This window comes from Victivallis vadensis (assembly GCF_003096415.1).
Lineage (GTDB): Bacteria > Verrucomicrobiota > Lentisphaeria > Victivallales > Victivallaceae > Victivallis > Victivallis vadensis.
Genome location: NZ_QEKH01000047.1, coordinates 19,922 through 28,757 on the forward strand (window position 1 = coordinate 19,922; position 8,836 = coordinate 28,757).

6 protein-coding genes are annotated in these 8,836 nt (G+C 60.9%); 5 read left to right on the forward strand and 1 reads right to left on the reverse strand.

All coding sequences use genetic code 11. The annotated features are described in order from the left end of the window. The first annotated feature begins 2 nt into the window (after positions 1-2). Positions 3-1,232 (forward strand): alpha-L-fucosidase, encoded by a 1,230-nt coding sequence (locus tag C8D82_RS18885; protein ID WP_116885850.1) that lies wholly within the window; start codon positions 3-5, stop codon positions 1,230-1,232. A 298-nt stretch (positions 1,233-1,530) separates the two neighbouring features. Next, positions 1,531-1,923, forward strand: coding sequence for a transposase (locus C8D82_RS22420; RefSeq protein WP_116885851.1), 393 nt, complete (start codon positions 1,531-1,533; stop codon positions 1,921-1,923). Positions 1,924-2,185: 262 nt separating this feature from the next. Here the strand turns inward: C8D82_RS22420 and C8D82_RS18895 are convergent, their stop codons facing one another. Continuing rightward, positions 2,186-4,375 (reverse strand): alpha-galactosidase, encoded by a 2,190-nt coding sequence (locus C8D82_RS18895; protein WP_116885852.1) that lies wholly within the window; start codon positions 4,373-4,375, stop codon positions 2,186-2,188. Between the two features lie 184 nt (positions 4,376-4,559). On the opposite strand from C8D82_RS18895, the gene C8D82_RS18900 reads away from it, so the two are divergent. The 3 genes from C8D82_RS18900 to C8D82_RS18910 all read left to right on the forward strand — a co-directional run bounded on the left by C8D82_RS18900 (position 4,560) and on the right by C8D82_RS18910 (position 7,933). Then, positions 4,560-6,161, forward strand: coding sequence for a chloride channel protein (locus C8D82_RS18900; RefSeq protein ID WP_116885853.1), 1,602 nt, complete (start codon positions 4,560-4,562; stop codon positions 6,159-6,161). Positions 6,162-6,282: 121 nt separating this feature from the next. After that, a complete protein-coding gene (locus C8D82_RS18905) occupies positions 6,283-6,876 on the forward strand; it encodes a UvrB/UvrC motif-containing protein (RefSeq protein WP_116885854.1) in 594 nt (197 codons plus the stop codon). Then, entirely contained in the window at positions 6,869-7,933 is a 1,065-nt protein-coding gene (locus C8D82_RS18910) for a protein arginine kinase (protein ID WP_116885855.1), read from the forward strand. Before C8D82_RS18905 ends, C8D82_RS18910 begins: the two co-directional genes overlap by 8 nt. Positions 7,934-8,836 lie beyond the last annotated feature (903 nt).

Consider the following 8,836-nt stretch of genomic DNA (forward strand, 5'->3'; position numbering starts at 1 on the left):
ATATGCAGCGATTCAATGACGGCCGCGACTGGTTTTTCGAGCGGCGGCTGGGAATGTTCATCCACTGGGGACTGTACGCGATCCACGGCCTGCACGAGCAGGAGCAGCAGCGTTACGGCGTTCCGGCCGGGGAGTATGCGAAGCTGCTCGGCCAGTTCCGCCCGGACAGCTTCGACCCGGAGTCGTGGCTCGATCTCGCCGCCGAAGCCGGCATGGAGTATCTGGTGCTGACCGCCAAGCACCACGACGGCTTCTGCCTGTGGCCGAGCCGGGAAACGCGGTTCCACGTCGGCAACACCCCGTACCGGCGCGACATCGTGCGGCAGGTCGCGGACGCCTGCGCCGGACGCGGGTTGCCGCTCGAATTCTACTATTCCATCGTGGACTGGAAACAGGAGAACTACCCCAATATCGGCCGCCACCACGAGATACGGACCGATCCGGCCCGGCATGACTGGGACAAATATCTCGGCTATTTGAAGCGGCAGATCACCGAGCTGTGCACCCGATACGGCCCCGTCGCCGGAATCTGGTGGGATATGAATGTGCCGCAGGCCCAGGCCCCCGAAGTGCATGAACTGATCCGCCGCCTCCAACCCGCCGCCGTGATCAACAACCGCGGCTTCGGCCCCGGCGACTACTCGACGCCGGAGCGGGATTCCGATCCCGAAAACGCGAACCGCGGCGAAGCCGCCTTTCAGCGCCCGACCGAGGCGTGCCAGTCCGTCGGTTTCAACAGCTGGGGTTACCGCAAAGACGAGGACTATTACAGCGTCCTCTATTTCCTGCGCGCAATCGACGCCACTCTGGCGCGCGGCGGCAACTACCTGCTGAACGTCGGCCCCGACGCCGACGGCGTGATCCCCGAACCGGCGCAGGCCATCCTGCGCGGCGTCGGAACGTGGTTCAAACGCGTCCGCGAATCCTTTGCGGAACCGGTTTCGCAGTTGTTGTCCGATCCCGCGCTGCCGGCAACCCGCCGGGGCAATGTGCTCTACGTCCACTGTCCACAGGGGCTTTCCGGCAGCGCGCTGTCGCTGCATCCCCTGAAACAGGCCCCGCGCCGCGTCACGCTGCTCAACACCGGCGAAGCGGTCGAATGGACCCTTGAGCCGCTGATCTATCACCGCGACTGCGGCGCGGAACTGCGCCTTCGAGGACTTCCCGCCGACGAGCTCGCCGGAACCGTTCCGGTCTTCAAGCTGGAGTTCGACGGACCGGTCACCGGCTGATTCATCGGAGGCGGCTTTCCCGACGCAAAGCGTCTTTGGAGTGCGGAGATTCATCTCCGCACTCCAATCGCACATCACTTTTATATAAGTGGCAGCGGCCTCCGCACGCCAAGCTGGTTGGCGGCACGCAATGTTTTTTCGAGTCAACAGAGGCGATTCGCAGGGGAAAGCCTGCCGTTTTGAAGGCAGGCAAGGTCAGCAACCCTGCGGTTTGCCGACCTTGTGCGCTACGCGGCCTGATTTGCAATCACATCTCCGGTAGCGGGGCGCTACGCACACAAAATGTCTCCGACGGGCGATACAGACCATTCCGGGAGTCGCCGCTGTTTCCGCATATGGATTCCTGGCGGAACTGGGGACGCTGAAACAGTATTCTTCACGGAAGCTTTCTCTGATTTCCGGACTGACGCCCAGAATTGTTTCGTCCGGAACCAGTGTCAATCACTCCTGTTTGAGCAAACGCGGTTCAGCACGGGTACGCCAGCTGCTTTATCTGGATTGCATGACGGCAGTCACGAGGATTCCGGAATCAAACACGCAATACCGGAATCTCATAGCAAAAAGCAAAGCCAAGATGACTGCAAGATGCGCATGCATGAGAAAGCTCTTGCTGATCATACGGACTGTCGTAGTGCAGGAGCGGCCATATCGCGATTTTCGGAAATTTCCGCAAAACGCGCTTGACTTTTGACACACTATCTTCGCCCGGTTGCCGAGGCCGACGTTCGGCCCCGACCGGCAAGGTGCCGGGGCCGGAATTTTATATTTCAAACCGTAAATGGATATTCGTAAGAGGATATACCATCATATTGGTTCTATCCTCCTGCAAGTCTTTACCCTGAAGTCAAGCAGGCTGTTTTTTGGCTATGCCAAAAAACAGCCTGCGCCCGCCCCGGCACGTTGCCGGTCTGGGGTCCCGGGGGCGAAGCGCCCCGGGCCGCCGGAGGCTAAGCTTACAGCTTGACGAAGTGAAAAATCCAGCTGTCGCCGTCGTGCCTGGCGCCGGGGAGCTGGAATCCGGCGTTCATCAGGGTGCTGCCGGCCAGTTCGAGGCCGGTTTCGGTCTCCCGGTAGCGGGCGGCGGCTTCGAGGCCGCGCAGACGCAGATAACGCGGCGCTGCGGAGGGATGGTTCCGGCAGACCACATAGGTGACGACTGCTTCGGAGCCGTCGGCGGCGGCATATTCCCATGCGGCGCGGTCATTGTCCCGGAAGGGATCGATCAGCCGGTAGAGTTCGCCGCGTGCGATCACGTCATTGTATTCGCGGTAGAGGCGGGTCTGACGCCTGACCAGCTCACGTTCCGCTTCGTTGAGAGTGCCGAGATCCATTTCGTAGCCGAGGGTTCCGGCCAGCGCGACATTGCCGCGGGTTTCGAAGCTGGTCACGCGGCCGGTCTGGTGGTTCGGAACGGCGGAGACATGCGCTCCCATCGCCGAGGCGGGATAGAACAGCGAGGTGCCGGACTGAATTTTGACCCGTTCGATCGCGTCGGTATCGTCGCTGGTCCAGATCTGCGGGGTATAGTAGAGCATGCCCGCATCGAACCGGCCGCCGCCGCCGGAGCAGCCTTCGATCAGCAGTTTCGGGAAGGCTTCCAGCAGCCGGCGTTTGAGTTCATACATGCCGAGTACGAAACGATGGCCGATTTCGCCCTGCTTTTCCGCCGGCAGAGTCGCGGTGAAAAGCTCGGCGGGCTGGCGGTTCATATCCCACTTGATATACTCGATGTTGGCGTTGCGCAGAATCTCCGCAACGGTGTCGAACAGATAATCCACCACAGCCGGATTGGTCATGTCGAGCACCATCTGGTTGCGGCTCAGCGTGCAGGTGCGTCCGGGGACGGTCAGCGCCCACTCCGGGTGCTTCCGGTAGAGTTCGCTGTCCTTGGAGATCATCTCCGGCTCGAACCAGAGGCCGAACTTCATGCCGAGCGCGTTGACCTTCTTCACCAGTTCGCCGAGTTCGCCGATCTTGGCGGTGTTCACGAACCAGTCGCCGAGACTGGAGCGGTCGTCCTCGCGGTGGCCGAACCAGCCGTCATCGAGCACCAGCATTTCAATACCGAGCGGCGCGGCGGAACGGGCGATGTCCAGCAGCTTCTCGACATTGAAGTCGAAATAGGTCGCCTCCCAGTTGTTGATCAGGATCGGGCGCGGCAGGTTCTTCCACGGCTCGCGGCAGAGGTTGTTGCGCAACGCCGCATGGAAGTTGCGGGACATGCCGCCGAGGCCGTTCCCGGAATAGGTCAGCAGCGCTTCGGGCGTCTGGAAGCTCTCTCCGGCGGCGAGGCGCCAGCGGAAATTCTCGTGGTTGATACCGGCGACGGCACGGACGTTGTTCACCTCGTCCAGCTCGAGCATGCACTCGAAGCTGCCCGAATAGACCAGCACGCATCCCCAGGCTTCTCCCAGCTCCTCGGTCGTCGCGGCTCCCGCGATTGCAAAGGCGGGGTTGTGCTGGTGGCTGCTGCTGGTGCGCTTGCTGGCGATGCCCTGCAATCCGGGCTGAATCCGGCTGCGGCAGACATGGCGCTCCAGCGCCCAGCTCCCCGCCAGATGGATGAAATCGAAATCGTCGTTGCGCAGGTCGAGACAGAGCGACATCGCCCGTTCGAGGTCGACCGGAACGGCGGAAGCGTTGACCACCTTCACGCTGCGGGCGATCACATCATATTTTTCAAACACGCTGTAGGCGAGCACGAATTCCACCTTGCTCGCCGCGTCACGCAGCGTGATCTCCAGCGTCTCGGCCGGAGCATCGGCGGTCGAATAGCTGGCCGGAAGTCCGGGCAGTTCCGGTTTCCCCGGAATAATCCGGTAACCGGCGAACTTGAAATCGGTGGTTGCACAGCCGTCCGGTGTGCGGACGCTGGCCGAGGCGAGACGGAAATCGCCGGCCGCGCTGGTCGAATACTCCTGGGGAATATGGTTGCGCGAGTGTTCCGGGCAACTGTCCTCCGGATAAGGGGAGAACGCCGGGTTGGAATTCTGGAACAACGCAACCGCACCGGCGAGATCGTCGATCCGGCCGCCGTAGTGCAGATGGGAGAGATAACCACTCTCCTCGACCATAAATACATAAGAACTGCGCGCCGTATCCAGCTTGAAGACACGGCTTTTTTCGTCATAGCAAATGCTCATGGCAACTCCCGTTTTTTTGAAATTATAAAAATCGTCTTCTAATATACCACAGAAACCGTTTGTCATCAAGTGAAACAGAGTAAAATCCCGATGGAAACATATCCGGAATCAGGAAACCATCCCGGTTGAAAAAAAACATAGTGGTGTTACATTGTATAACAGGAGAAGTTATTGGAGGAGAAGTATGTTTCGTTATGACGGGACCGTGGACCATCCGGCCGGGCGGGAACTGCTGCTGCTGGCGCTGCTGGGAGCGTTTACCGGCGTGCTGGCCGGCGGCTGTGCGGTGATATTCCGGTATATGATCGCCTTTTTTCACAATCTGGCGTTCCGCGGAACGGTATCGCTGCACTATGACGCGCTGGCGCATGCCGATCCGTCGCCGTGGGGTGTCGGAATCATTCTGATACCGCTGGCGGGGGCGCTGCTGGTCGCGTTTCTGGTCCGCAATTTCGCCCCCGGAGCGCGCAGCCACGGCGTGCCGCAGATCATGTACTCCATCTACTACCGGGAGGCGAAAATCCACCCGGTTCTGGCGCTGATCAAAAGCCTGAGCGCCTCCATCTCCATCGGAACCGGCGCCTCGATCGGGCGGGAAGGTCCGATCATCCAAATCACCGCGTCGGTCGGCAGCGCGATCGGCGGCTGGCTGCGCTTTCCGGGCCGGGTCCGCACGGTGCTGCTGGCGGCGGCCGCCGCCGGCGGAGTCGCCGGCTCTTTCGATTCCCCGCTCGGCGGCGTGCTGTTCACCATCGAACTCTTTCTGCCGGCAGTATCGGCGGCGGCGCTGCTGCCGGTTTCGATCGCGGCGGTTGTGGCAACGCTGATCTCAAGGAGTGTTTTCGGCACGAGGCCGTCGCTGCCGGTGCCGATACCGGAGCTGCTGTCGGACCCGCTGATTTCGTCGCTGCCGTCGCTGGTGGTGCTCGGACTGGTCGTCGGAGTGATCTCCACGCTGTTCATCGTCGCTCTATGCAAAACCTCGAAGTGGTTCGATTCTCTTTCCGGAAACTACTATATCCGCCATGCGTTCGGCATGGTGCTGGTGGGCGCGGAAATCTGGTTCTTCCTGAAGCTGACCGGCAATTATTATGTGGAAGGGCTGGGCTATTCCACAATTTTCGACCTGCTGAACGGGCGGATCGTCACATTCGGGTTGCTGTTGCTGCTGCTGGCGGGCAAATTCATCGCAACGTCGGTTTCGCTCGGTTCGGGAGGTTCGGGAGGCGTGTTCTGCCCCTCGCTTTTCCTCGGTGCGCTCTCCGGCGCGCTCGTCGGCGAACTGCTGGCGCTGGTGCTGCCCGCCGGGCTCGCGGTGCCGCGCGAACTGCTGGTTCTGGCCGGAATGGCCGCCGCGGTCGGCGCAATCACCGGAACCGTGCTGACCGGAATCGTGATGGTGGCCGAACTCACCGGCTGCTACGAACTGCTCGCCTCCGCCGCACTGGTCAGCTTCATCGCGTTCGCGGTACGCCGCAGCTGGATCGGCGGAGGCATCTATTCGCAGCAGCTGCTCGGAAGCAACCATTCCATTCCGGAGGGGCTGCAGAGCGCGGTGTGGAGCTCACGGCGAGCCTCCGACCTGATGGCGCCGCTTCCCGAAGGCGAACTGCCGAATAACCTGATCCGGGTCGACGCCGACGCCGATATGGATGCGGTGCTGCGCCAGTGGAACGACTACGGAGCCGACGGCGCAGTGGTCACACGCGGCGGCGAACCGGCCGGAATCCTCCGCGATTCCGAACTCGCCGCCGCGTGCCGCTCCATGGCCGAGCGGATGGTTTGAGGTGCAATTCCGTATTTTCAGCAGAACCCCTTGCATTTTTGCGCTGTTATAGTATAGTGTTGTAAGAAGGCGGCAGCAGGAACCGTTCCTCAACCGCTTTCGGAAATGAGGAGGTACTATCATGTTATGTGATAATTGCAAAAAAAATGAAGCCACCATACACATCAAAGAGGTGCATGACGGCAAAATCACCACATCCAATCTCTGCGGAGATTGCGCGAAGGCCAAGGAAGAGAAGGGCGAACTCGGTTCACTCGGCTTCAACCTTGCCGAAGTATTGTTCAACCTCGGCAAATTACAGGCGTCGCTCCAGCCGAAGGTCGAAACCAGAAAGGAAAACGGGAGCGCGCTGGTGTGCTCCTCCTGCGGCTGGACGCTGGAAAAACTGCGCAACAACAGCGGACGGCTCGGCTGTCCTGACTGTTACCGCACTTTCGCTCCGATGATCGCGGAAGCCCTGACCCGGATTCAGCGCGGCCCGGTTCACCTCGGCAAGCGGCCGCCCTGCTGCGGCTCCGCCGGTACGGCGGCGCTGGAATTCGAGCTGGAACAGCAAAAGCACGAGCTCGACGAACACGTGCGCCGCGAGGAATATGAAGCCGCCGCCATCTGCCGCGACCGGATTTCCCAGTTGAAAACCGAGTTGGAAGCGCAGAAGAAAGCCCCGGATTCCCCGGAAGAAGAGCAGCCGGAAAAGGAGGCCGAACATGAGTGATTCCATCGATCGACTGCTGCAGGAGCCGGTCAGTTTTCTGGCCTGTTCCGGCCCGGAGGAGGATATTGCGATCAGTTCGCGGATCCGGCTGGCACGCAACCTGACGGGGCGTCCATTCCCCGCAGCCGCTTCGGCGGAATCCAGGCAGGAGGTCTGCGATCTGGTGTCCGCCGCGGCAGCCGAATCCGGCGCGCTGGGCTGTCCCGACTGTTTCACCTTCAACCCCGGTGAAATGAGCGAAGTCGACCGGGAAATCCTGCTGGAACGGCGGCTGGCAAGCCGGGACTTTCTGGAAAACCCGGAAGGGACCCGTCTGCTGGTCCGTTCGGACGAGTCCAGTTCGATCATGGTGAACGAGGAGGATCAGCTCCGGATTCAAACCCTGCGCCCCGGCTTCCAGCTGGAAGCGGTCTGGAAAGAGATCAACGAGCTGGACGACGAGCTCGGCCGCAAGCTCGACTATGCGTTTGACGAGCGGCTCGGCTTCCTGACCTGTTGTCCGACCAACGTCGGCACCGGCATGCGCGCTTCGGTGATGCTGCATTTGCCCGGACTGGTGATGACCGGGCAGATCGGTCCGACCATTCAGGGAGTGAACAAGCTGAATCTGGCGGTGCGCGGCATCTTCGGAGAAGGCACCGACAACCGGGGAAACCTGTTCCAGGTCTCCAACCAGAGCACCCTCGGCGAGAGCGAATCTCAAATCATCGAACGTCTGAACATGGTAATCCGCCAGTTGATCAGCCATGAGAAAAATGCCCGGCAGATGTTGCTGGAACGCGATCAATTCAGCGTTTACGATTTAGTCGGCCGTTCCTACGGCACCCTGCGCCATGCCTACAAGCTTTCCAGCGAAGAAGCGTTGAAGTCGCTCTCCGGTGTCCGGCTGGGCGTCGATCTCGGTCTGTTCAACTCCCTTGATCTCAAGCTGGTCAACACCCTGTTTCTGGCGATCAATCCGGCCCATCTGCAAAAAATGGCCGGCCGCGAACTCACCGGTTCCGAGCGCGATATTTGCCGGGCCTCCCTCTGCCGGGAAAAACTGAAACAGGTTTGACCACTCAGTCTGCCCCTGCCTCAGGAACAAGCGTGGTTCCCGTAATGCTGGGCGGCTACCTTGGAGCTTCCGTGGAAGTCGGTGGGGCCAATGCCCGTAATGCCGCTTCGCGTCTTTGGAGTGCGGAGATTCATCTCCGCTTTCCAGTCGCACATGATCCCGTAATGATACATAAGTTTCATTTACCTTTCCATGCCATTACAAGCCACAAACTGGTTGTTACGTCTTATGCGGATGGCTCCGGAGGGCCACACGCCCTCCGGACCTCCCCGCTCGCCTCGGAACTACCGTTGACTTGCGAAGCACTTCCATTCGCGGGCGGGGCTAGCGCCCCTTACTTGCCGGGCTACGCCCGTCAACTCCTCATCGTTCGCTGCGCTCACTACGCCGGAGGGGCTTCGCTCACTACGTTCGGCTTCGTCACTATCGTTCCTCGTTACTTGCTGGTGCAAGTAATGCCCTCACATTCGTTCGCGGCGCTGACCGCGCTTATTGTGCGCCGCGTAAATGGCTTTGCCGACCGACCAATGCCTGCCTGTACCGGCCGCCCGCACGCCCCCCGTAGGGGCATTGGCGTGCGCACCCGGCAGCGGCACCTTGCCGCCGTTCGCGGCGCTGACCGCGCTTGTTGTGCGCCGCGTAAATGGCGATGTGACCTTATTTGTGCGCCGCGTAAATGGCTTTGCCGACCGACCAATGCCTGCCTGTACCGGCCGCCCGCACGCCCCCCGTAGGGGCATTGGCGTGCGCACCCGGCAGCGGCACCTTGCCGCCGCACCCGGCAGCGGCACCTTGCCGCCGCACGGGCAAAAAAAACCTCAAGTTGTGTGCGAAGCAACTTGAGGTAAAAAAATTTCCGGCACCGTGCTACTCTCCCATAGTCAATTATACAGTACCATCGCC